Genomic DNA, 22330 nt, shown 5'->3' with positions numbered 1-22330 from the left:
TCTACCCCTCGCAGTCCCTGCAGTATTTGGTGCCGTTCTTCTCCACGGCGAACTGGGAGCGATGGCGGACCAGGAAGCACGAGCCGCAGGTGAATTCGTCTTCCTGTGCCGGCACGACGCGAACCAGCAGTTCCTCGCTGGAAAGGTCCGCGCCCGGCAGCTCGAAGGCTTCCGCCGCCTCCGATTCGTCCACGTCCACTACGGCTGACTGCTTGTCGCTCCGCCGGGCCTGAAGCTCTTCGATGGAAGTGGTTCCTGCATCCTCTTCGACCTTGCGCGGTGCGTCGTAATCAGTAGCCATATTCAGGCTCACTCTCCAATGCTTGGTGGGGGGCTGTGGGACGGGGCGGTGCACCCCGATGGTAACCGGTACTGTCTGCTGTGCAGGTCAGAAGCGCAACAAGTGTGACATATTTCGGCTCACCGTCCGGCCGAAGCGAGTTCCTGCTCCGTTTCCACGCCGCCCGGGGCCTGGGACGCCTTCAGCAGGCGGGCGCCTTCGACGTCGACGTCCGGAAGGATCCGGTCCAGCCACTTCGGAATCCACCAGGCTGATTTACCCAGCAGATGGAGCACTGCCGGAATCAGGGTCATGCGGATGACGAACGCGTCCAGCAGGACGCCGATGGCCAGGGCAAAACCGATCGGACGGACCATCGTCAGGTGGGCGAAGATGAATCCGGCAAACACGGAGACCATGATGATCGCCGCCGCCGTAACAACCCGGGAGGCGTGGTCGAATCCGGTGCGGACGGCTTGGCGCGGATCTTCACCATGTACGTAGGCTTCGCGCATGCCGGATACCAGGAACATCTGGTAATCCATGGCGAGGCCGAAAAGCACCCCGATCAGGATGATCGGCAGAAAGCTCAGCACCGCTCCGGGGTTGTGTACGTCAAAGATGCTGCCCAGCCAGCCCCACTGGTAGATCGCGACGACAGCGCCGAAGCTGGCGGCCAGGGAAAGGAGGAACCCTCCGGTGGCGATCAGCGGCACCAGGATGGAGCGGAAGACCAGCAGGAGCAGGACCAGGGACAGGCCCACGACGATCAGCAGGTAGACCGGCATGGCATCCATCAGCTTGTCCGAGACATCGATGTTGATGCCGGTCTGGCCGGTGATGGCGATTTCGACGCCGGTGTCATCCTTGATCTGGCCTGCATCGTCGCGGATGGTGTGCACCAGGTCCTCGGTGCCTTCCGCGGCGGGCCCGCCCTCGGGGATGACTTGGAAAACAACCATCGTTCCGTCATCGCTGGTGGAAGCCGGGACCACGGTGGTGACGTTCTGGAGCTCGCGCAGTTTTCCGGCGACCTCATAGGTGAGGTCGGAAGCCTCGTCGTCCGTGAGCCCGTCAGGCAGGTAGCCAACCACAATCACGGGACCGTTGATTCCCTCACCGAAGCTGTCCCCCAGCCGCTGGTAGGCCTGGTAGGCGGTGGAGTCCACCGGTTCCGACCCGCCGTCAGGCAGTCCCACGCGCAGTGAACCGGCGGGGATGGCCATGGTGCCCAGCAGCAGGACGCTGAGGATGACGGTGATCACCGGGTGGTTGGTGACCAGCCGTCCCCAGCGTCGCGGGTTGCCGTTTTCCTGGTGTTCAGCGGCCGCGGCCTGGTCTTCCTGGGTCAGGGCTGCGTGCGGGGCCGGGGGCGTGATTCCGGCCTTGGCCCAGGCCTTCTTCGAGAGGATGCGGTTGCCGATGAAGCCCAGGAAGGCGGGGGTCACCGTCAGTGCAACCAGGATGGCCATGGCCACGGTGCCGGCTGCTGCCAGGCCCATCACGCTGAGGAACGGCAGTCCGGGGACGGCCAGCGCGGCCAGCGCGATCACCACGGTCAGGCCGGCGAACAGCACGGCATTGCCGCTGGTTCCGGTGGCGACACCGGCTGATTCCTCCAGCGCCATACCGTGCAGCAGCTGCGTGCGGTGCCGGTTGATGATGAACAGGGAATAGTCGATGCCCACGGCGAGGCCCAGCATCAGTGCCAGCATGGGGGAAATGGAGGTCATCTCCACGACGCCGGTGAGGGCCATGGTGGTCCCCACACCGGCGATCACGCCCACCAGTGCCATGAGCAGGGGCAGTCCGGCAGCCACCAGGGTGCCGAGCATCAGGATGAGCACGACGGCGGCGACGGCCACACCGATCGCTTCAGAGGGCCCAAACAGGGAGGAAACGTCCTCCACGATTTCCTTGCTGAAGAACACCTGGACACCGGAATCGGTGATCCGGTTGGCGGTGTCCTGTACCTCTTGGCGCTGCTCGGGGGTAACCGAGTAGGACTGCTCCTGGAACTGGACCTCCGAGAAAGCGGTGACGCCGTCCTCGGAGACAAAGCGCAGCCCGTCCGAAGCGTCGGCCATACGCTGTGCATCCAGCAGTTCCTGTTCACCTTGGGCCAGCTGGGCAACGCCGTCGTCATAGGCGGCCTGCTGTTCGGCAAGCTGCGCTACCCCGGCAGCCAGCTGCTCTTCCTGCGCACTGAGCTGTGCGCGGACCGCATCTGCCTGCTGGCTCTGCCCGGCGGCCTCGAGCTGGTCGGCCTGCATCTGTGCCAGGGAGAGCTGGTCCCGGCTGGCGGTGAGCTGCGCGGCCGCGGCCTCCAGCTGGGGCTTGCCGGCCTCAAGCTGCGCCCGCGCGGCGTCGAGCTCTGCCTGGCCGGCGGCGAGCTGCTCCGGGCTGCCGTCAAGCTGGGCCTGCATTTCGAAGGGATCACTGACTGACTTGAGGAAGTCGAGTTTGTTCAGTTCCGCCACCGTGTCCGTGACCGCCTGGGGCTCCGCCTCCGTGAAGGCCTCGCCGGATTCGGTTTCGAAAACGATTCGGCCGGACCCGCCGGAGACATCAGGCACCCGCTCACGCAGCTCGTCCAGTACGCGCTGGCTCTCGGACCCGGGAATTGTGAAGTTGTTCGTCGTAGGCGCACTGAATGCTGCGAACGCCCCGCCGATGCCGAGGAGCAGCACAAGCCAGGAACTGAGGAACCACCAGCGGTGCCGGAAGCTGAATTTACCGAGCCGGTAAAGCAGGGATGCCATGAACTGTCTTTCGTTGAGCGGGTCGGGTTGTGTGGTTTAGCGGCTGAAGCCGTCGCGGAGGAAACCGATGGCTTCAGTAAAGAGTTCTTCGAGCAGCTTGAGGGTCTGCGGCGTGATCTCGCCCTGCGTGCGGTACTGCCACTGCGCAAACGCGCTGCGCCCGCACGCGAGCACTGCGGCGACGAGGGTACCGGTGTAGAACGGGTCTGTTTCCTGCCCCAGGCGCGTGCGCAGGGAGTCCACGATCCGGTGTTCGGCCTGGTCCCATGCTTCGAGGTGGACCCGCGCCATATCCGGATGTTTTTCGGCCAGGCCGTGCAGCTCGGCCATGACGGCCAGGTTCGCCGGATCCGCAGGCTGGGAGAGCGCATGAAGCATCGAGTCAACGATGTTCTCGTTCTGCGGACGTGCCTGAAAATGGCCCAGCACCCCGTCCAGGAAGTCCTCCATGGCAACGTTGAGCGCTGCCGAGGTGCTGGGGAAGTAATTAAAGAACGTCCGGCGGGAGATTCCCGCAGCTTCGGCAATGTCGTCAATAGTGAACTGGCCGGCGCCTTTGCTGCGGACCAGCCCCAGCGTGGCGTCGGCGATCGCACGGCGGGTCGCCGTTTTGTTCTGCTCCCTGCGGGAAAGCTGCTGGTCCGTCACATCGCTACACTATGTGCAAGTTTGCACGAGAGGCAAATTCTTCGCGACAGGGGTTCAATCCAGGCAAAAAGATGCCCGCACCGGTTTCCCGGGGCGGGCATCAGCTCACTGCACAGGGGCCGGAGCCCCGTTTGTTTAGCGGGTTTCAGGCTGCGGGCGTGCCGGATCCATGGTGGAGCCGCCGCCGAAAGTGTGGGACTTGTCCGCAGGATTGGCGGTTCCCGCTACTGAGGACGAGCCATTGGAGCTGTTCGGGCTGCTGGATGAACCCCCGGAGACACTGTCCTTTGCCTGAGCGGCAGCATCCTTAGCCGAGGAGGCAGCGTCCTTGGCGGCACCGGTGACCTTTTCCTGCAGTCCCGGAACTTTTTCCTTTGCCCAGTCAGTGCCATGGCTTACGCTGTCCTGCACCTTGGGGTCGTTCCACAGGGACATGATTTTCTCCCTGCCGGCCTTGGAACCAATCAGGTAACCGACGCCGATCCCTGCCAGAAAAGTCATCTTCTTAACCATGGTGTTCCTCATTCCCGCCCCGCTCGAGGCATCATGATGTACCGTCCAATCCTCCGCCGCCGGCGGACGCAGAGGAATTAAACAGCAACCTTACTACTTGGGGGCTATTCGGGCACATCCAGCAGCCGTGAGCGGATCAGGAACCGCTTTCCCTCCGGCGCTTCCAGCGAGAATCCGCTCCCACGGCCGGTGACGACGTCGACCGTCAGGTGTGTGTGCTTCCAGTACTCGAACTGGTCGGCGGACATCCAGAACCCAATGTCCTCCCCGTCCAGGTCGAAGATGCCCAGTAGGACGTCCGCTTCGGAGGTGATGAAGTCTCCCTCGGGGTAGCACATGGGGGAAGAACCGTCGCAGCACCCGCCGGACTGGTGGAACATCAGCGGGCCGTGCTGCTCCTTGAGTGTCCTGAGCAGCGCCTGGGCGGCGGGCGTCAGCCCCACCCGGGAAGAGGTCTCCCCGGGCAGGGCCGGCGCAGCATCCAGGACTGCTCCTGTGACCGCGTCCATCAGTACTGGACCACCACACGTCCGTCGATCCGGCCGGCGGCAAGTTCATCCAGGACATCATTGATGTCGTCCAGCGGGCGGGTCGAGACCTTCGGGTGGATAAGGCCGCGGGCGTAGAAGTCCAGGGCCTCGACCATGTCCTGGCGGGTGCCGACGATCGAGCCCCGAATGGTCAGGCCCTTGAGCACGATGTCGAAGATCGGTGCCGGGAAGTCCCCGGGGGGCAGTCCGTTGAAGACGATGGTTCCGCCCCTGCGGGCCATGCCGATGGCCTGCCCGAAGGCTGAGGGGTGCACTGCCGTGACAAGCACGCCGTGCGCTCCGCCGGTCTGGGCCTGGATTGCCTCCACCGGATCCTCGTTCAGGGCATTGACCGTTACCTCCGCACCGAATTCGCGTGCCAGCGCCAGCTTGTCCTCCGCGATGTCCACGGCCGCGACCCGCAGTCCCATTGCCTTGGCGTACTGCACGGCAACGTGCCCCAGCCCGCCGATACCGGAAATGACCACCCACTGTCCCGGCCGGGCCTCGGTCACCTTCAGCCCCTTGTAGACCGTGACACCGGCGCAGAGCACGGGCGCCACCTCCACCGGATCCGCGCCCTCAGGGATGTGGGCCGCGAACCTCTCGTCCACCAGCATGTACTCCCCGAAGGACCCGTTGACGCTGTAGCCCCCGTTCTGCTGCTGCTCACACAGAGTCTCCCAGCCCGTGCGGCAGTACTCGCAGACCCCGCAGGCGGACCATAGCCAGGCGTTGCCCACTATGTCCCCTTCCTTCAGCTCGGTCACGCCTTCGCCGAGCGACACGACGCGGCCCACCCCTTCATGTCCGGGAATGAAAGGCGGGCTGGGCTTCACCGGCCAGTCCCCCTGGGCCGCATGCAGGTCCGTGTGGCAAACCCCGGTCGTCATGAGCTTGACCAGGACCTGCCCCGGCCCGGGGACCGGAATATCGTTCTCTCCTACGGTGAGCGGTTCACCGAGCGTGTTGACGACTGCGGCCTGCATGTGTTCCATGTCGATCTCCTTGTTTGGGGTGGTGTTTCTGGGGACTGGCAGGTGGAACCGGGCTGTCTAGAAGAAGCCCTGCTTGGATTCGGCGTAGCTGACCAGCAGGTTCTTGGTCTGCTGGTAGTGGTCCAGCATCATGGCGTGGTTCTCGCGTCCGATGCCGGAGGACTTGTAGCCGCCGAACGCCGCGTGCGCGGGGTAGGCGTGGTAGTTGTTCACCCAGACACGGCCGGCCTGGATATCCCGGCCGGCACGGTAGGCAGTATTGCCGTCCCGGGACCAGACGCCGGCACCGAGTCCGTACAGGGTGTCGTTGGCAATGGAGAGTGCCTCCCCATAGTCCGAGAACCGTGTCACGGAGACCACCGGTCCAAAGATCTCCTCCTGGAAGATGCGCATGTTGTTGGTGCCCTCAAAGACGGTGGGCTCAACATAGAAGCCACCGGCCAGGTCGCCGTCGAGCATGTTCCGCTTGCCTCCGGCCAGGACCTTGGCACCTTCCTGGCCCGCAATGTCCATGTAGGAGAGGATCTTCTCCAGCTGGTCGTTGGAGGCCTGCGCTCCCACCATGGTGTTGGTGTCCAGCGGATTTCCCTGCACCATCGCAGCGGTGCGGGCCAGGGCATCGGACATAAAGGAGTCGTAGATGGAGTCCTGGATAAGCGCCCGCGAAGGACAGGTGCAGACCTCGCCCTGGTTCAGGGCGAACATGTTGAAGCCCTCCAGTGCCTTGTCGTAGAACGCGTCGTCCCGGGCAGCGACGTCGGCGAAGAAGATGTTCGGGCTCTTGCCGCCCAGTTCCAGCGTCACCGGGATCAGGTTCTGGCTGGCGTACTGCATGATCAGGCGGCCGGTGGTGGTTTCGCCGGTGAACGCGATCTTGCGGATCCGCTTGGAGGACGCCAGCGGCTTGCCGGCTTCCACTCCGAAGCCGTTGACGATGTTCAGTACGCCTGCAGGGAGCAGGTCCGCAATCAGCTCAGCCAGCACCATGATCGAGGCGGGTGTCTGCTCGGCAGGCTTCAGGACAACGGCGTTGCCCGCTGCGAGCGCAGGAGCAAGCTTCCAGACCGCCATGAGGATGGGGAAGTTCCACGGGATGATCTGGCCAACTACGCCCAGCGGCTCGTGAAAGTGGTAAGCGGTGGTGTTGTCATCGATCTGGGAGAGGGTGCCTTCCTGGGCCCGCACGGCGCCGGCGAAGTACCGGAAGTGGTCCACTGCCAGCGGCATGTCTGCGGCCAGGGTCTCCCGAACCGGCTTTCCGTTGTCCCACGTCTCGGCGACGGCGAGCATTTCGAGGTTTTCCTCGATCCGGTCAGCGATGCGGTTCAGGATGTTGGCCCGCTCCGCAACTGAGGTCTTGCCCCACGACGGCGCTGCCTTGTGTGCTGCGTCCAGGGCGAGGTCGATGTCCTCGGAGGTGCCCCGGGCTACTTCGCAGAAGACCTTGCCCGTTACGGGTGAAACATTCTCGAAGTAGCCGCCCTTCACCGGGGCTACCCATTCTCCGCCGATCCAGTTCTCATAGCGGGGCTTGAATGAAACAAGTGCCTCGCCCTGGCCGGGCTGCGCGTAAACGGTCATGACTTGTCTGCTCCTCATTTTCGAGCGTTGGTACACGACCTCGGTGTCGTGTCCGCCGGTGTGGTGAACCCTACGCAGGCAGACGTAGCATCTGCGTAGCAGGGACATTGCGGACCGGCTAGCGGCGTGCCACAGGCGGGTTTATGGTTACCTAGGGCAATTTCTTAGTAATCGAGATATAAGGAACGCTAATGACTTCCGAATTCCCGGGCAGCGGGGAAGAACCGCAGCCGAGCCGGTACATCCGCTACCGCTGGTGGGGCCTGCTGGCCATCAGCCTCGGCGTGGCAATGATCATCATGGACGCCACCATCGTGTCCGTGTCCGTTCCCTCGATCGTCGCGGACCTGGGGATTTCCAGCACCGAGATCCAGTGGGTGCAGGAGATCTACACGCTGCTGTTCGCTGCGCTGCTGCTGACCTGGGGCCGGATTGCGGACCGGGTGGGCCGGCGGCGGATCATGCTGACCGGCGTCGTAATCTTTGTGGCGGCCTCGGTGCTGTGCGCCGTCGCGGAATCCGGAGGCGTCCTGATCCTCGGCCGCGCAATACAGGGGCTGGGCGGCTCAATGATCCTGCCCACCACGCTCGCGCTGCTGAACGCCAACTTCCAGGGCCGGGAGCGGGGCATTGCGTTCGCGGTCTGGGGTTCCACGATCGGCGGCATGGCCGCGATCGGCCCTCTGCTGGGCGGCTGGCTGACCGAGAACGCCAGCTGGCGCTGGGCCTTCGGCATCAACATCCCAGTAGGTGTGCTGGTGGTTGCAGGGCTGCTGCTCTTCGTGGCCGAATCATCCGAAGCCGTCACCGGGGCTGCGCAGCGCCTGGACCTCGGCGGTGCGGCACTGTCCATTCTGGGCTTCGGGGCATTGGTCTTCGGTTTGATCGAAGGCCGCAGCTACGGTTGGTGGGACGCCACCGAGGACGCGCCGTTCCAGGCCGGGACGCTCTCCCCCGTCCCGCTGGCCTTCCTGGTTGCCGTGGTGGCACTGGTTTGCTTCGTGCTGCTGGAGCGCTCGCGGACCGCAGCCGGCAAAGGCGTCATCCTGGACCTCTCCCTGTTCCGCATCCCGTCCTTCGCCAACGGCAACGTGACAGCCCTGATTGTCAGCTTCGGCGAGTTCGGCCTGATCCTCTCCCTGCCGCTGTGGTTCCAGAACGTGCTGGGCTATACGGCTTTCGAAGCCGGACTTGCCCTGCTGCCCCTGGCGGCCGGCTCCTTCCTTGCCTCCGGCGGCGTTGCCTCGCTGGCCAGGAAGTACAGTCCCGTGGTGGTGGTGCGGATGGGCCTGGCCCTTGAGATCCTGAGCATCTCCGCGCTTGCCCTGCTGATCCGCCCGGACAGCACCGCCTGGCTCACCTCCCCCATCCTGCTCTTCTACGGCATCGGTGTGGGGCTGGCCACCGCCCAGCTGACCTCCGTAATCCTGGCCGAAGTTCCCCTCGCGAAGAGCGGCCAGGGCTCCGCAACGCAGAGCACCGCGCGGCAGACCGGCTCGGCCCTGGGCATCGCCGTCCTGGGCACGGCATTCTTCACCACGCTGCGCACCGGAACGGAGAACGAGGTTGCTGACGCGGTTGCCGGTGCCCCCCAGCTTTCCGGTGCCGTGGACTCGGTGAATGCCACCTCCGGCGGCAGCATCACGGCGCTGGCCGCCGATCCCCAGACCGCGTTCATAGCCGACGCCGCCCGGGACGCCATGACCAGCGGCGCATCCCTGGCCGGCTGGATCGCTGCAGGGGCCCTGCTCATCGGCTTCCTGACCAGCCTCCGGATCAAGCCGGCGATCGGCCCGCAGGCCGGCGAGCCTGCCGGGGTGCGGGCGCCGGAGCGCGGCGGAGATACCCGCCCTTAGGCGAGGTCGCGCTCTATCCGCTGCAGCCCGGCGACTATCCCTGCCCGGCGGGGGGATCGAGGCGGCAGCAGCTGGAGCGCCAGGCGCCACGCCTCGGCGTCGTTCGCTGCCTCCTCGAGCTTGAGGTACTGCAGCACCGTCTCGATTCCGGCCTCAGCCAAAACCGCTTCGCGCAGCTCAGCGCTCAGGCCCCGGCGCAGCGCCGCAATGCCCGGGGCCTGGGAATGCGGCAGCACTGGACCTTTGTAAATGTTCAGGGCGAGCCGGTGGGCGCCACGGGAAAGGCAGGCGCGGACCTGGCCTGCGTCCAGCACCAGCTCCGCAGGCAGGCGGTAGGGCCGGGACTCGGGAACAATCCGCGCTGAGACCGAGCGGGAGAGAAACCTGCGCAGCCGGAGCATCTCCGCGCGCACGCTGCCCACCGAGGCTTCCTCCGGGTAGGCCAGCACCGCAAGCTCTTCGGCGCTCAGCCCGCGCGGATGCAGCGCCAGCAGGGTCATGAGTTCCGAATGGCGCTGGCTGAGCTGCACCCGGGTCCCGTCCACGCACAGGTCTGCGGTATCTGTTCCCAGGACCTGCAGGCTGTCCTGGTACAGGGTAGACCGGGCAGACCGGGCCTCGGTGCCGCGCCGGGCGGGCCGGGCAGCGCTGGTCTGCAGGCGCTCGACCCGCAGCTGGGCGGTGGCTGCAGCGACGGCAGCCTGGACCAGGGCAAGCGTGTGGACCGCAACGGCTTCTTCCTTACCGGTGATGTCCACCACGCCCAGTACGCTGCCGGATTCGGGATCCTGTACCGGCACAGCCGTGCAGGACCACGGATGGACCTGCGGGCTGAAGTGCTCCGCACCGGCAATCTGTACGCTGCGGCCGGTGGCCAGGGCGGTGCCGGGGGCACTGGTTCCCACCGCATGCTCGGACCAGTCCGCCCCGGGCATGAACATCATGTCCTCTGCCCGGCGCAGGAGCTCAGGATCTCCGTCCACCCACAGCAGCCGTCCCAGCTGGTCCCCGACGGCCACCAGCAGCCCGGTATCCCTGCCGGGTTCAACCAGCAGCCGCTGGATGACGGGCATGATCGAGGCCAGCGGATGGGACTGGCGGTACGCCTCCAGTTCCGCGCCTTCAAGGACCAGTGCGGACCTCGCAGCGTCGGGATCGGGGTGGTGGCGCAGGGAACGCTGCCAGGATTCGCGCACCCCGGGGCGCAGCACATCAAGGACTTCCCCCTGGGAGCGCAGGCTTTCGTGCGCCCGCCAGGCATCACGCTGGAGTGTCTCGGGGTTCCGTTGAACCCTGCCCTGCAGGGCACTGGAAGACAGCTGCACCGTCCAACCTATCCGCGTTGATAAGGAGACCGTTCGGGCCGGAGCAGGAGCGGATCCGCATCGCTGTTCCGGGCAGCCAGCGGCTGCCCGTCCATAGTGACACGGCACACCCTGCAGTTCCAGAGCAGTGCACTGACTGCCTGCGCCGTGCCTGGGAAGGCTGGGTTACAAGAGCACCGAAGCCAGGCCCGCTGTGCGGTACCTGGCTTCGGTTAGGTGCTGATGCTGCCTGGGTTCTAGATGTTTTCACCGCGGGAGACGCGGGTCATCTCTTCGCGGTCCACAACCTTGACGCGCTCGCGGACCAGGTCTCCGATTCCGGGATCGCCGTGGATGTAGCCGGCGCCCAGGGACTTCTCGTGGGCGTCAAGCCGCTTCCAGCCCTCCCAGGTGGTGTACTCCACGCCGCGCTCCTCCAGCAGCCGGATGATCGCCTCGGGTTCGGGCTCTTCGGCGGCAGGCAGGGTGCGGCGGTCTTCCAGCAGGTAGCCGATGGTTTCCAGGGCGTCGCCCTTGGTGTGGCCGATCAGGCCAACCGGGCCGCGCTTGATCCAGCCGGTGGTGTAGATACCCGGCACCGGTGCGCCGCCGGTGTCCACGACCCGGCCGCCCTCGTTGGGGATGACGCCGCGGCGGGAGTCGTAACCAACCTCCGGCAGTTCGGAACCGAAGTAGCCCACCGCACGGTAGACGGCCTGGACCGGGTAATCGATGATCTCCCCGGTGCCCCGCGCGTTGCCGGTTCCGTCAAGTTCCGTGCGCTCCATCTTGATGCCGGCGACCTTACCGGGCGTGGCGGGATCATCGTGAATCTCCACCGGGGAGTGCAGGAAGTGCAGGTGCAGACGGCGCGAAGCACCCGTGTCCTGTTCCTCGACCAGCCAGTTGGTCAGCGTGTTGACCATGGTCTTGGTCTGGTTGTTGGTGCGGATCTGCTCATCCGAGGCTTCGTCGAATTCGAAATCCTCCGGGTACAGGACAATGTCCACATCGCGCGAATGCGAGAGCTCACGAAGTTCCAGCGGAGTGAACTTAACCTGCGCCGGGCCTCGGCGGCCAAAGACGTGGACGTCCGTGACGGGCGACTTCTTCAGTCCCTCGTAGACGTTGGCGGGGATCTCCGTGGTCAGCAGGTCGTCGGCGTGCTTGGAGAGAATGCGGGCGACGTCGAGGGCCACGTTTCCGTTGCCGATGACGGCGATTTCCTTGGCATCCAGCGGCCAGTCGCGCGGCACGTCCGGATTGCCGTCGTACCAGGAAACGAAGTCCGCGCCGCCGAAGGAGCCTTCAAGATCGACGCCGGGAATCCGGAGGGGCGCATCCTTCAGGGCGCCGGTGGCGAAGATGATGGCATCGTAGAAGTGCCGGAAGTCCTTCAGCGTGAGGTCCCGGCCGTAGTTCACGTTGCCGAGGAAGCGGATATCGCCGCGATCCAGCACCTTCTCCAGTGCGTTGACGATCCCCTTGATGCGGGGATGGTCCGGGGCGACGCCGTAGCGGATCAGGCCGTAGGGTGCCGGGTACTGATCGAAAAGATCAATGCTGACTTCGAAGTCGCGGTCCGCTTTGGTCAGGATGTCTGCGGCGTAAACGCCGGCCGGACCAGCGCCGATAATTGCGACTCGCATGGGACGCTGCGAGCTGTCCGGAGCTGAGTTAGACACTTAGAGTCCTTCTACTTGGGAGTCGTGGCACGCAAATGGCGCACATTTTTATATTCTAATTGCCCGCTTACCCGTCGTCTAAACGGAGTGGCGTGATGAGGCGGGAATACGCCCACGGCGTAGCCGGTTGCAACCCACATGGCCAATGAGAATTCTTCCAGCGCGCAGCTGGCCGGAGGAGCGGCGCGGTCCGCCGCCCCTGTTTCAGCCGGAACCACGCCGGGTGTCCCCGCCCCGACCGCTTCCGGGGCCGACGAGAAGCCAAGTACCTCCGGTCTGCTGTTCGGCATTGGCGCCTATGGCATTTGGGGCGTGCTGCCGCTTTATTTCCTGTTGCTGGAGCCCGCCGGACCAGTGGAAATCGTCGCTGCCCGCGTGGTGTTCTCCCTGGTCTTCTGTACGGCCCTGCTGACGGTCATGCGCTCATGGCGGCGTGCACTGACCGCAATGAAGGACCGCAGGGCGCTGGCAACCCTGACCGCAGCCGCCCTGCTCATTGCGGTGAACTGGCTGGTGTTCGCCTGGGCGGTCCTGAACGGACATGCGGTCGAAGCGGCACTGGGGTACTTCATCAACCCGCTCATCTCCGTCCTGCTGGGGGTGGCGGTCCTGAAGGAACGCCTGCGTCCCCTCCAATGGACGGCGATGGCGGTTGGGGTTATCGCTGTGCTTGTGCTCGCCTTCGGCTATGGAACGGTTCCCTGGGTCGCCCTGGCGCTGGCCTTCAGCTTCGGCCTGTACGGGCTGGTGAAGAAGAACGTCGGCGGGAAAGTGGATGCCGTCTCCAGCCTCACTATTGAAACCGCCGTACTGACGCCCGTCGCCGCCGTCGTGCTGGTGGTCCTTGCCGCGACCGGCTCCGGAACCCTGCTGACCGAGGGGCCCGCCCACTTCTGGCTGCTGGCCGCTTCCGGCATCGCCACCGCGGTTCCGCTGGTGTTCTTTGGTGCCGCAGCACGGCGCCTGCCGCTGAGTACTGTGGGCCTGCTGCAGTACCTGGCGCCGATCCTCCAGTTCACGCTGGCCCTGCTGGTCTTCAACGAGGCCATGCCGGCCGAGCGCTGGGCCGGATTCGGACTGGTCTGGCTGGCACTGCTGCTGCTGAGCATCGACATGCTCGGCTCGCCCCGGCGGGCACGCATCCGCCGGGCTGCCGCCGCCGTCTAGTGTGAGTGCGCCCCGGCCTTCCTTCCGGAGGGCCGGGGCGCAGATCCGGTCCCGGGTTACAGGACGGCGGAGCGCTCAGCTTCGGCAGCAGAGCGTGAGTCGCCGGTCCGGAGCGTCTCGCCGCGGAAGAATCCGGGGTTTATCCGGTACATCACCAGCATGAGCACAGCGCCCAGGATGATCACGCCCATGCCCAGCACGAACACCAGGCCAACGCCGCCCACGGAGGAACCGGATCCGTAGTCGGGGTCCATTGAGTCGAAGGCGGTCTTGATGAACATGATGAACAGGATGATTCCGCCAAGGGCGGGCGCTAGGAACTTCAGCAGGAAGGACCGCACGCTCTCGAAGGCATCGCGGCGGAAGTACCAGACGCAGGCCAGTGCGGTAATGCCGTAGTAGAAGCAGATCATCAGGCCAAGGGCCGTGATGGTGTCCCACAGGGCGTTCTCCGAAAGCAGCCGCGTAACCACGTAGAAGGCGGACGCCGCAATGGCGGCAGCGACGGTGGCGTAGCCAGGGGACTTGTAGGCCGGGCTGATCCGGCCGAACCGCTTTGGCAGGGCACGGTAGTGGCCCATCGCCAGCAGTGTCCGCGCCGGGGAGACGAACGTGGACTGCAGCGAGGCTGCGGAGCTGGACAGGATGGACAGCGACATCAGGATTGCGAACGGTCCCATCACCGGAGTGGCCAGGACTGCGAAGATGCTCTCCTGGTTCTCCGGGTTGCCGGCACCGAGCTCCCCGTCACCGACACCTGCATAGGAGATTACTGCCAGCGCGATCATCATGTAGATCAGCACAATGACAAAGACCGTGGCCGTGGCCGCACGGCCGGGGGTCTTGTCCGGGTCCCTGGTTTCCTCGTTCATGGTCAGGGTGACGTCCCAGCCCCAGTAGACGAAGATTGAGAGGGATACCCCGGCGGCGAACGCGGAGAAGGACTCCACGGCGAACGGGTTGAACCAGTCCCAGCTGATCTGCGTGGCGTCGAAGGCGGTGCCGCCGGCCACGTGCGCGAAAGCTGCGATGGAGAACCACGTCAGCACTATCAGCTGGAACGCCACCAGTACGTACTGGACGGTCTTGGTGGTTTCGACGCCGCGGTAGGAAATCCAGCACGCAATGGCCACGAACACCAAAGTGGTGGCGATGTTCAACGGCAGGTTCAGGGTCAGGTCCGCCAGCGAATCATTGCCCGTGACCTGCGCCAGCATGAGGTAGAAGAAGTCCACCGCCACCGCGGCGAGGTTGGAGAGCACAATGATGGTCGCGGCGATCAGCCCCCAGCCGCCCATCCAGCCGACCCACGGCCCGAAGGCACGCGTGGCCCAGGTGAAGGACGTGCCCGAGTCCGGCATCGCGTTGTTCAGTTCGCGGTACCCAAGGGCCACCAGGATCATGGGGATAAAGCCGACCAGGAAAATCGCCGGCAGCTGCACCCCAACTTCCGAAACGGTGGGGCCCAGCCCGGAGGTCAGCGTGTACGCCGGTGCGATGCAGGAAATGCCAATAACGACGGCGCCGATCAGCCCGACCTGCCCGCCCTTCAGTCCCTTGCTGCTCAGTCCGGTGCCTCCGGCAGTGTTTTTGGCGCTGGTGCGGTTGCTCACTGCGGATCTCCTGACGTCTGGCGCTGCGGGGCGGGGGTGTAGTTCCGGGGCACAACGACCATGGGAACCGGCAGGCTCCTTAGGACCTTGGATGCCGTGGCGCCCAGGAAGAGCTGGTTGGTCCGGGCGAGCCGGCTGGAGCCGATGATGAGGACCTCGCCGTCGTCGAATTCAAGCTCGTCCACGGCGTTTTCGATGGTCCGGCCCTGGGCCACCACGCCGCTGACCTCGCTCCTGCCTCCGGTGAGCTCCTGGGCACGGCGGACCCGGTCGGAGATGTGCAGCTGCGCTTCCTCCACTGCTGCGTCCCCGGGCGCATCCAGCGCCAGCAGCGAGAGCAGGCGCAGGGGAAGGCCACGGCGGGCCGCCGAGGCGCAGGCAACTTCCAGGACGTCCTCGGCGCCGCGCCGCTCCCCTACTGCGCAGGTGATGCGGGAAAGCGGGTCAAGCCTGCTGTAGCCGCGGGGTGCCAGGGCCACCGGCACGCTCGCGGCATGGAGCAGGGCGTTGGCCACGCTTCCCACCGTGAAGCGCTTGAACAGTCCGTTGCTTCCGGCGCCCACCACGATCAGGCCCGCACCGAATTCTTCTGCAGCATCGATGAGTCCGCGCGCATCGGAGTCGGCGGTCCGGATGTGACCCCTGGCTTCGATGTCTGCAGGCACGAGGGCCAGGGCTTCATCCAGCCAGTCCCGGAGCTGGCGTGCCAGCAGCGAAGAGTAGGTCCGCTCCGGAGGATAGACGGCGGTGTAGGGCGATTCTTCCGGGTCCACGATCACCAGGTCCAGGGAGGCGCCCTGGGTGCGGGCGATGGAGCAGGCCAGGAACAGTGCGTCCCTGCCCCGTTCGGTGGCCGTGTAGCCCACTACATAGCGCACGGTTCTCAGCCCTTGAACCGCGCGATAATGCGCTCGGCAGTCTTGGCACCCATGCGGACTGCGCCGTCGACGTGCTGGTAGCCCTCTGCTGCCAGGTCAGAGCAGGACCAGTGGATGGGGCCCACCGGTGCCAGCTGGTCCGGACCGTAGCGGTGCAGGCCGCCCAGGTCGTAGCTGGCAGCGTAGGCACCACGGGTCCATTCCTCGGACCCCCAGTCGGATTCGTAGTAGACCTCGGGGGTCAGCGCTTCCTCGCCGAGGTAGCCGGAGATGGATTCAAGGATGGCCTGCCGGCGCTCATCGGCACTGAGTTCGAACATTGCATCGGCCTTCTCATCCGATACGAAGCCCACCAGGGTGCCGCGGCTGTCCTCATGGTTGGTGTTGTCGTAGACCTCCTGGACCAGCTCATGGGCACCGAAGCAGGTGCCGGAGAGCCCGGCCTCGCGCCAGAACGGCCTCGAATACACGGCGTGGACCTTGATGACCAGGCCCAGGGAGACGTGCTGGTGCATCTGGTGCTGGCGGCGCGGCAGCGGCGGATCGAAGGAGACCCGCGAGTACAGGTTCGGAGGCACGGCCATGATGGCGTAGCGCGCGTGGACAGTGACGCCGTCGGCTTCTGCCGTTACGGACGGACCTTCCGCGTTCCAGCGGAGCGTGCGGACCGGGGCGCCCAGGACGACGTCCTCGCCCAGTTCAGCGGCCATGCGCTCGGAGACCTGCTGCATCCCGCCGGCGACCCGGCGGTCCAGGATGAAGTTCTCATCCACCAGGTTGGAGAACGAGCCTGCGGAGGAAGCCATCAGCAGCGCCTGCAGGGTGGAGAAGGAGTGCGCCGGCTTGGTGAGCATGCCGCCGGCAACGAACAGCCCAATGTTGTTGCACGCTTCTTCGTCGGAGGACTGTTCGCGCAGCCAGGCGGAGAAGGAGATGGTATCCAGGGCCCGTGCGTCCGGGTGTGTCCACGGTGCTGCCGGATCGGTCTTGGCAGTGAGCTCGTCCAGGAGCGCGATCAGGCGCTCCATTTCCTGCGCCGTGGATTCGGCTACCGGGAACATGTCCCCGGAGTAGCGCACCGCGCGGTGGTCCGAGCCGATGTAGACGGATTCGCCGTCGCGGTAGCGCGGGAAAGTCTGAAGTCCCAGCTCTTCGACGAGCTCGCTCAACGCTTCCTGGTCCGGGGAGATCCACTGTCCGCCGATCTCCAGGAAGGCGCCGTCGATCGTGTCCGACCAGGTGCGTCCGCCCACGCGGTCCCGCGCTTCCAGCACTGCCACGCTCAGGCCGGCAGCTTTCAGTTTCCGCGCCGCGGTAAGGCCGGAGGGGCCTGCACCAATAATGACGACGTTCCGTTCCAGGGTTCGCACTGTGTTTCCTCTCTCCAGCGGCCGACCTCCGGCCGCTCAAACCGAACGCTCTCTTGGGATCCATGTAAATGACATGTAAATGAATAGCGTTCATTTTGTACCGACACTCTAGCCGACCCCCGGCCGTGCGGGGAGAGTCTGTGCGAATATTAATTTTTGGGCACCCGGGTGCCGCAGACCTTTGGAGGAGCGCGATGGCGGGAGTACGCACGCGGCGCAGTGCCGGCCGTCCGTCCCAGCGTGTCCTGACGCAGGAGAACATCACCGCCGCGGCCCTGGAGGTCATCACTGCCCGCGGCTATGAAGGTTTCACCATGTCCTCCCTGGCGGCAAAGCTGCAGGTGGCGCCGTCGGCCCTCTACAACCACGCCGCCTCGAAGGCAGAAGTGCTGCGCTGGATCCAGGACGGCCTGATGGCAAAAGTGGACACTGCCTGTTTTGCGGAACTGGACTGGGAGGACGCGGTGCGGACGTGGGCCCGCTCCTACCGGGAAGTCTTTGCCCGCCACACTCCCCTGATCGCCGTGATTGCCGTCCTCCAGGTCTCGGGGGCTCCCCGGACGCTGGCCATGTACGAAGCCGTCACCGAAGGTTTCCTCCGCGCAGGCTGGGACCAGGCGAGGATCATCCCCGCGATCGTGGCACTGGAGTCCTTCATCTTCGGTTCGGCTTTCGACGCCGTTGCCCCCGCAGACATCTTCGACACCGGTTCCCTGGCCTCGGAGAGCCCGCTTTTCACTGCCGCCGTTGCCGCAGCGCCCGGCCGGGAAAGCGGCAAGGCAGCCGAACAGGCCTTCGAGACCGGTCTCGATGCCCTGATCCGCGGCTTCGCAGTGCTCTCAAACAGGTAGCTTCCTGCCGGAAAACACAGCAAAAGGGCGGCACCCGGTTTCCCGGATGCCGCCCTTCACAGCTGCTGCGCTTGTTACGCCTGGGCGCGGATGGCCGCTTCCAGCACGTCCAGGCCGTCGGAGAGCAGGTCGTCGCCGATGACCAGCGGAGGGAGCAGGCGGATGACGTTGCCGTAGGTGCCACAGGTGAGGATGATGACACCTTCAGCCAGGCAGGCGGCCGCGATTTCCTTGGCGGCAGCGGCGTCGGGGGTCTTGGTGCCCGGCTTCACCAGTTCCAGCGCGAGCATGGCTCCGCGGCCGCGCACCTCGCCGATCACTCCGGTCTCTTCGGCAACCTTGCGCAGGCGCGGCACCGTAATTTCCTCGATGCGGCGGGCACGGCCGGAGAGGTCCTGGCTTTCCATCGTCTCGATGGCCGCCAGTGCGGAAGCGCAGGCAACGGGGTTGCCGCCGTAGGTGCCGCCCAGGCCGCCCGGGTGGACGGCGTCGAGCAGTTCGGCGCGGCCGGTGACTGCGGAGAGCGGCATGCCGCCGGCAATACCCTTGGCCATGGTCATGATGTCCGGGACAACACCCTCATGCTCCACGGCGAACCACTCGCCGGTGCGGCAGAAGCCGGACTGGACCTCGTCCGCGATGAACACGATGCCGTTCGCCTTGGCCCACTCGGCCAGCCGGGGCAGGAAGCCTGCGGCCGGGACAATGAAGCCGCCTTCGCCCTGGATCGGTTCGATCAGGAGGGCAGCCAGCTGGTCGGCGCCGATCTGCTTTTCGATGGCGAGGATGGCGCGGTCCGCGGCTTCGGTGCCGGTGATTTCCGGGTTCTCTTCGCGGTAGGGGTAGCTCATGGGCATGCGGTAGATCTCGGAAGCGAACGGGCCGAATCCGGTCTTGTACGGCATGGCCTTGGCGGTCAGGCCCATGGTCAGGTTGGTGCGGCCGTGGTACGCGTGGTCGAAGGCAACGACGGCCTGGCGGCCCGTGGCGGAGCGGGCAATCTTGATGGCGTTCTCGACTGCTTCGGCGCCGGAGTTGAAGAGCACGGTGCGCTTCTCATGCGTTCCGGGGGTGACCTCGGCGAGCTTTTCAGCCACGGCAACGTAGCCCTCGTACGGGGTAACCATGAAGCAGGTGTGGGTGAAGTGTGCAACCTGCTCCTGGGCAGCTGCCACGACGGCGGGGTCGGACGCACCGACGCTGGTCACTGCGATGCCGGAGCCGAGGTCGATGAAGGAGTTGCCGTCCACGTCAACGATGATGCCGCCGTCGGCATCCTGGACGTAAACGGGGACACTGGAGGCTACGCCCTTGGCTACCACAGCGGCGCGGCGCTCATTGAGGGCGGCGGACTTCGGACCCGGGAAGGAACCGGTGATGTTCCGCTTCTGTTCCAGCCGGAAGGCCGGGGCGGTAGCTGAGGTGCTCATGGGTGTTGCCTCTTTCGACGGGGGATCGGAAATGCGAAAAGTGATGGATGCACTGGGCCGCAGTGATCCAAATTTACGCGCCGCCGCCCCGTTAGGGCACGGACACCCGCACAATGACATGTTGCTGTTGCGGTGCAAGCGCCCAAAAGAATGCCCCTATAGTTGTTGCGTGCCTATCTCGCTCACCGACCTGCTGTCCGCCAAGGACCTGGACCTGGCCATCCGCGGCAGCGCTGCCATCACCCCGGTGCCGGTCCAGTGGGTTGCTGTTACTGAACTCGAAGACCCTTCCCCCTTCCTCAGCGGCGGCGAAGTGGTGCTCACAACCGGAATGCGCCAGCGGACCGGAGCGGTGCAGCGCCGGTTCGTGGAGAGCGTGCACCGTGCCGGCGCGCTGGCGATCGGCTTTGGGACGGGGCTCAGCCTGGACCGGGTGCCCGGCCCCCTGCTGGAGGAAGCCAACCGGCTGGGACTGCCTGTGTTCGAAGTCCCCTACCGCACCCCCTTCATAGCGGTGGGCAAGCTGGTGGCCGATGCCCTGTCCGCGGACCATGTCGAGCAGCTCCAGGAGCTGCTCTCCGGGCACCAGGTCCTGGCCAAGGCGCTCCTTTCCGGCCGCGGGCTGACCGGGCTGCTGAAGGACCTGGCAGGGATCCTAGGAGCCGAAGTTGCCCTGCACCAGTACGGCGCCGAGGTCTTCTCCACTGGTTTGGCGCCAGGCGAGGCGGAGACCGCCTGGCACCGGGTGCCCATCGCCACCGGAATGCGGGACCGCTGCACCCTTTCCGTCGCCGAACCCTTCGGGCATCCGGACCTCATCGCCTACGCCCAGAGCCTCATCAGCGTGGAGCTGAACAACCAGGCCCGGCGGCGGGTGCGTGAACGGGCAGTCAACGGCCAGCTGCTCGATGACATCGTGGCGGGCAAACTCACCGGCCAGGATGCCGTCCACCGGCTGCGGGCCGCCGGCGTCAGCACGGAACGGCGGCAGCTGACGCTCCTGGTGGAAGCCGGCGGGGCTCAGGCCAAGCTGCTTGCATCCCTGCCCCTGCCTCCGTCCCTGCAGGACGCAGTAAGCGCCACCTGCGAGGACCGGCTGGCCGTCTGGGTTCCCGACGGCGATCCGGCGGTCCTCGCCGCGGAGCTTGGCAGTTACCTGCAGGAAGCCGGCCTCCAGGCAAAAGTGGGCGTGGGCGGCGCGTATGCCGAACCGGCCGGGCTGCGCTGGGGGTATTACGAGGCCAAGGAAGGCCTGCTGCGCGGCGCCGCAGTGAACGAACCGGACCGGCTGAGCCTGGCCTCGCTGCTCATGGCCAGCCGTGACGTCCCGCTGGCCGACCTGGCTGCGGAGGCACTGGATCCGCTGTTGGCCTTCGATGCAGCGCACGACGCCGAACTGGTCCCAACACTGGAAAAATACCTGGCGGTGAACGGCTCCGTTGCGAAGGTGGCCCAGGCCCTTGGGCTGCACCGGAACACCGTGCGCTACCGGCTCACGCAGATCGCCGACCTTTCCGGTTACGACCCTGCCGTGACCGCGGACCGCGTGCATCTGTACCTGGCGCTGAACGTGCGGCGGCTCACCGCTTAGGCAGCCCGCCGGCGGGAAGCGCGGCGCCAGCCCGGCGTTGCGGGCAGCCTCCGCCGGGCACCGCGGTTTTGTGCCGGTTTGAGCCGGACTTTACGCTGTAGGGATGGACTTGCCAGCTCAGCCCGCCAGGACCCTTCACTGGGCGGGCATTGACGACCCCGGACGACGGGATTCCGCGGTCGTATCCTTCCGCGAAAGCGAGCTGGCAGCCAGCGGCACGTCAACCTGCGACGACTACTGCGCCACCTGGTCACTGTCCACCTCCCCCGGCTGGGTTACCAGCAGGCTGGAGGTGAAGGTTACCGGCGACGGCTGGTCGCGTTCGCTGGAGCTGGTCCGTTCACTTGACGGGCGCTGGGATTCCCACGTCAGCACCAGCGGCACCGTGGATCTTCCCGCGCCCGGGATTGAAGACCCCCGGGCGCTGGACAATGCCCAGGACTGCGACCTTGGCCTGTGCCCGCTGACCAACACGATGCCCATCCTGCGGCTGGACCTGCTCAACAACGCAGCCCCGCCGGATGAAACCAGGCTGACCATGGCCTGGGTGGAAATGCCCAGCCTGCGGGTCCTGGCCAGCGAGCAGGTGTACTCCCAGGTCTCCCCCTACCGGAGCGAACGGGGGAACGCGATTGTCCTCTTCTCTTCCGATTCAGGCGGCTTTACTGCCGAGATCACCGTGGATTCCGACGGCGTGGTGCTGGAATACCCGGGCCTGGCCCGCCGCACCGCCTGAGCGGCCAGCCGTGCACCCGGCCCCGTCAGGGACCGTCCCCGCCCGCGGCTAGGATAGAAGTACGTCCGCCTGCAACGTTGGAGCCCCCGCAATGAGTGAAATGTTCCTCGATAAGTTCCGTGCCCTGGTCCCGAAGTACCTCGAGGACAATTGGCGCCCCGAAGACGGGCTGAGCGCTGATGAACTCGATGAGATGCTCGAGGAGCATGACTTCTCCATCCCGCTGGTCCTGCGTGAGTTCTACCTTGCGCTGGGCGGCTGCGAGGACCTCATGGAGGCCTACCACTTCTTCTGGGATCCCGATGAGCTTGAGCTGGAGGACGGGTTCCTGCTGTTCCTGGAGGATGAGGACGAGAAGTTCGCCTGGGGCTTCCGCGCCGACCAGCTGGACGTCCCGGACCCCATCGTCTGGCGGCGGAACAATGCCCGCGGCGAGTGGCAGAGCGAAGAGGGAACGTTCAGCGAATACGTCTTCGACATGTTTGAGTGGATCTTCGAAGACGACGAAGAAGACTAAGGCTTAACAAAGAACGGCTG

General features: G+C 65.7%; 19 protein-coding genes. 6 read left to right on the top strand and 13 right to left on the bottom strand.

What is annotated here, in order from left to right; all coding sequences use genetic code 11:
* Window position 1: 1 nt before the first annotated feature.
* The 7 genes from ABFX29_RS07665 to exaC all read right to left on the bottom strand — a co-directional run bounded on the left by ABFX29_RS07665 (window position 2) and on the right by exaC (window position 7312).
* Window positions 2-301 carry a DUF4193 domain-containing protein gene (locus tag ABFX29_RS07665; RefSeq protein WP_152227285.1) on the bottom strand — a complete coding sequence of 100 codons (300 nt, stop codon included), beginning with the start codon at window positions 299-301 and terminating at the stop codon, window positions 2-4.
* 119 nt (window positions 302-420) lie between these two features.
* Entirely contained in the window at window positions 421-3042 is a 2622-nt protein-coding gene (locus tag ABFX29_RS07660; RefSeq protein WP_152226311.1) for an MMPL family transporter, read from the bottom strand.
* A 36-nt stretch (window positions 3043-3078) separates the two neighbouring features.
* Window positions 3079-3690 (bottom strand): TetR family transcriptional regulator, encoded by a 612-nt coding sequence (locus tag ABFX29_RS07655; RefSeq protein ID WP_152226309.1) that lies wholly within the window; start codon window positions 3688-3690, stop codon window positions 3079-3081.
* 135 nt (window positions 3691-3825) lie between these two features.
* Window positions 3826-4191: a hypothetical protein gene (locus ABFX29_RS07650; protein WP_152226307.1), complete on the bottom strand. Its 366-nt coding sequence runs from the start codon at window positions 4189-4191 to the stop codon at window positions 3826-3828.
* Between the two features lie 116 nt (window positions 4192-4307).
* Window positions 4308-4712: a DUF779 domain-containing protein gene (locus ABFX29_RS07645; protein ID WP_152226305.1), complete on the bottom strand. Its 405-nt coding sequence runs from the start codon at window positions 4710-4712 to the stop codon at window positions 4308-4310.
* Window positions 4712-5731: an alcohol dehydrogenase AdhP gene (gene adhP / locus ABFX29_RS07640; RefSeq protein WP_152226303.1), complete on the bottom strand. Its 1020-nt coding sequence runs from the start codon at window positions 5729-5731 to the stop codon at window positions 4712-4714. The genes ABFX29_RS07645 and adhP overlap by 1 nt, the downstream gene beginning before the upstream one ends.
* Before the next feature lie 57 nt (window positions 5732-5788).
* Window positions 5789-7312, bottom strand: a complete 1524-nt coding sequence (gene exaC / locus ABFX29_RS07635; protein ID WP_152226301.1) for an acetaldehyde dehydrogenase ExaC — start codon at window positions 7310-7312, stop codon at window positions 5789-5791.
* A gap of 191 nt (window positions 7313-7503) precedes the next feature.
* On the opposite strand from exaC, the gene ABFX29_RS07630 reads away from it, so the two are divergent.
* On the top strand, window positions 7504-9168 hold the full coding sequence (locus tag ABFX29_RS07630; RefSeq protein ID WP_152226299.1) for a DHA2 family efflux MFS transporter permease subunit: 1665 nt from the start codon (window positions 7504-7506) through the stop codon (window positions 9166-9168).
* Here ABFX29_RS07630 and ABFX29_RS07625 read toward each other — a convergent pair.
* Both ABFX29_RS07625 and ABFX29_RS07620 read right to left on the bottom strand, forming a co-directional pair.
* Window positions 9165-10493 carry a GAF domain-containing protein gene (locus ABFX29_RS07625; RefSeq protein WP_246167255.1) on the bottom strand — a complete coding sequence of 443 codons (1329 nt, stop codon included), beginning with the start codon at window positions 10491-10493 and terminating at the stop codon, window positions 9165-9167. The genes ABFX29_RS07630 and ABFX29_RS07625 overlap by 4 nt on opposite strands.
* Before the next feature lie 236 nt (window positions 10494-10729).
* On the bottom strand, window positions 10730-12157 hold the full coding sequence (locus ABFX29_RS07620) for an FAD-dependent oxidoreductase (RefSeq protein WP_152226297.1): 1428 nt from the start codon (window positions 12155-12157) through the stop codon (window positions 10730-10732).
* Window positions 12158-12295: 138 nt separating this feature from the next.
* Here ABFX29_RS07620 and rarD point away from each other — a divergent pair, with 138 nt between their 5' ends.
* Window positions 12296-13324, top strand: coding sequence for an EamA family transporter RarD (gene rarD, locus ABFX29_RS07615; RefSeq protein ID WP_152226295.1), 1029 nt, complete (start codon window positions 12296-12298; stop codon window positions 13322-13324).
* A gap of 56 nt (window positions 13325-13380) precedes the next feature.
* On the opposite strand, the gene ABFX29_RS07610 is transcribed toward rarD, so the two are convergent.
* From ABFX29_RS07610 to ABFX29_RS07600, 3 genes are read right to left on the bottom strand one after another with little or no spacing between them, the layout of a single operon-like run.
* The gene (locus tag ABFX29_RS07610; protein ID WP_152226293.1) at window positions 13381-14937 is read right to left on the bottom strand and encodes an APC family permease; all 1557 of its coding nucleotides are present in this window, start codon (window positions 14935-14937) and stop codon (window positions 13381-13383) included.
* Window positions 14934-15815: a universal stress protein gene (locus ABFX29_RS07605; protein ID WP_152226291.1), complete on the bottom strand. Its 882-nt coding sequence runs from the start codon at window positions 15813-15815 to the stop codon at window positions 14934-14936. The genes ABFX29_RS07610 and ABFX29_RS07605 overlap by 4 nt, the downstream gene beginning before the upstream one ends.
* Before the next feature lie 5 nt (window positions 15816-15820).
* Window positions 15821-17185 (bottom strand): flavin monoamine oxidase family protein, encoded by a 1365-nt coding sequence (locus ABFX29_RS07600; protein ID WP_152226289.1) that lies wholly within the window; start codon window positions 17183-17185, stop codon window positions 15821-15823.
* 194 nt (window positions 17186-17379) lie between these two features.
* On the opposite strand from ABFX29_RS07600, the gene ABFX29_RS07595 reads away from it, so the two are divergent.
* Complete coding sequence (locus ABFX29_RS07595) at window positions 17380-18036, top strand: TetR/AcrR family transcriptional regulator (RefSeq protein WP_152226287.1); 657 nt, start codon at window positions 17380-17382, stop codon at window positions 18034-18036.
* Between the two features lie 74 nt (window positions 18037-18110).
* Here ABFX29_RS07595 and gabT read toward each other — a convergent pair whose 3' ends face one another.
* Window positions 18111-19466 (bottom strand): 4-aminobutyrate--2-oxoglutarate transaminase, encoded by a 1356-nt coding sequence (gabT, locus tag ABFX29_RS07590; RefSeq protein ID WP_152226286.1) that lies wholly within the window; start codon window positions 19464-19466, stop codon window positions 18111-18113.
* Between the two features lie 169 nt (window positions 19467-19635).
* Between gabT and ABFX29_RS07585 the strand changes: the two genes are divergently transcribed.
* The 3 genes from ABFX29_RS07585 (at window position 19636) to ABFX29_RS07575 (ending at window position 22310) form a co-directional block, all read left to right on the top strand.
* Window positions 19636-21057, top strand: coding sequence for a PucR family transcriptional regulator (locus tag ABFX29_RS07585; RefSeq protein ID WP_211372338.1), 1422 nt, complete (start codon window positions 19636-19638; stop codon window positions 21055-21057).
* A 103-nt stretch (window positions 21058-21160) separates the two neighbouring features.
* The gene (locus ABFX29_RS07580) at window positions 21161-21793 is read left to right on the top strand and encodes a putative glycolipid-binding domain-containing protein (RefSeq protein WP_152226282.1); all 633 of its coding nucleotides are present in this window, start codon (window positions 21161-21163) and stop codon (window positions 21791-21793) included.
* Window positions 21794-21884: 91 nt separating this feature from the next.
* Window positions 21885-22310, top strand: coding sequence for a hypothetical protein (locus ABFX29_RS07575; RefSeq protein ID WP_152226280.1), 426 nt, complete (start codon window positions 21885-21887; stop codon window positions 22308-22310).
* The last annotated feature ends 20 nt before the right edge of the window (window positions 22311-22330 follow it).

Source organism: Arthrobacter gandavensis, from assembly GCF_039528575.1.
Classification (GTDB): domain Bacteria; phylum Actinomycetota; class Actinomycetes; order Actinomycetales; family Micrococcaceae; genus Arthrobacter_B; species Arthrobacter_B citreus_B.
The sequence above is the reverse complement of the archived record's forward strand: the minus strand, read 5'-3'. Positions and strand labels throughout refer to the sequence as shown.

Coding starts and splice junctions, on each gene's coding strand:
- ABFX29_RS07665 (WP_152227285.1), bottom strand. CDS start 301: ATGGCTACTGATTACGACGCACCGCGCAAGGTCGAAGAGGATGCAGGA.
- ABFX29_RS07660 (WP_152226311.1), bottom strand. CDS start 3,042: ATGGCATCCCTGCTTTACCGGCTCGGTAAATTCAGCTTCCGGCACCGC.
- ABFX29_RS07650 (WP_152226307.1), bottom strand. CDS start 4,191: ATGACTTTTCTGGCAGGGATCGGCGTCGGTTACCTGATTGGTTCCAAG.
- ABFX29_RS07645 (WP_152226305.1), bottom strand. CDS start 4,712: ATGGACGCGGTCACAGGAGCAGTCCTGGATGCTGCGCCGGCCCTGCCC.
- adhP (WP_152226303.1), bottom strand. CDS start 5,731: ATGGAACACATGCAGGCCGCAGTCGTCAACACGCTCGGTGAACCGCTC.
- exaC (WP_152226301.1), bottom strand. CDS start 7,312: ATGACCGTTTACGCGCAGCCCGGCCAGGGCGAGGCACTTGTTTCATTC.
- ABFX29_RS07630 (WP_152226299.1), top strand. CDS start 7,504: ATGACTTCCGAATTCCCGGGCAGCGGGGAAGAACCGCAGCCGAGCCGG.
- rarD (WP_152226295.1), top strand. CDS start 12,296: ATGGCCAATGAGAATTCTTCCAGCGCGCAGCTGGCCGGAGGAGCGGCG.
- ABFX29_RS07595 (WP_152226287.1), top strand. CDS start 17,380: ATGGCGGGAGTACGCACGCGGCGCAGTGCCGGCCGTCCGTCCCAGCGT.
- gabT (WP_152226286.1), bottom strand. CDS start 19,466: ATGAGCACCTCAGCTACCGCCCCGGCCTTCCGGCTGGAACAGAAGCGG.
- ABFX29_RS07580 (WP_152226282.1), top strand. CDS start 21,161: ATGGACTTGCCAGCTCAGCCCGCCAGGACCCTTCACTGGGCGGGCATT.
- ABFX29_RS07575 (WP_152226280.1), top strand. CDS start 21,885: ATGAGTGAAATGTTCCTCGATAAGTTCCGTGCCCTGGTCCCGAAGTAC.